The 650-nt window shown below is 70.7% G+C and carries 1 protein-coding gene; it reads left to right on the forward strand.

The features are described from left to right. Positions 1–63: 63 nt before the first annotated feature. A partial coding sequence (locus ACYVKA_RS05030) for a transposase (RefSeq protein WP_460703490.1) occupies positions 64–650 on the forward strand: 587 nt, incomplete at its 3' end.

Below are 650 nucleotides of genomic sequence, written 5' to 3' on the forward strand. Positions count from 1 at the left end.
GGACCTGTCGCCGCGGTCGGCATCGAGGGCACCTCGAGCTACGGCGTCGGGATCACCGCCGCCCTGCGCCGCAACGGCATCCACGTCATCGAGGTCAACCGCACCCGCCCCGCCGATCGCCGCAAACAGGGCAAGACCGACCGCCTCGACGCTTACCGCGCCGCCCGCTCCGTGATCTCCGGAGAAGCCACCACCCACCCCAAGCACGACACCATCGAACCCCTACGCGCCCTGGTCATCACCCGCCGCGGCGCCACCAAGTCCCTGCAGGCCTGCTGGCGCCANGACCTGGCCGACGCCACCACCCTGAGAGCCCTGCGCAGCCTGGCACGGCGACACCAGTACCTGCGCAGCGAGATCGACGACCTCGACACCCAACTCGACGTCCTCACCACCGCCAAGAACCCCGGCCTGCGTGCCATCCACGGCATCGGCCCAGCCTTGGCCGCGGTCCTGCTGATCACCGCCGGAGACAACCCCGACCGGCTGCGCAGCCCCGCTTCCTTCGCCGCGCTCTGCGGCACCAGCCCCATCCCCGTGTCCTCAGGCAAGACCCAACGCCACCGACTGTCCCGCGGCGGCGACCGACAAGCCAACTGGGCGCTGCACCAAGCCATCAAGGTCCGCATGAGCCACGACCAACGCACCCG

Source organism: Luteococcus sediminum, from assembly GCF_054783495.1.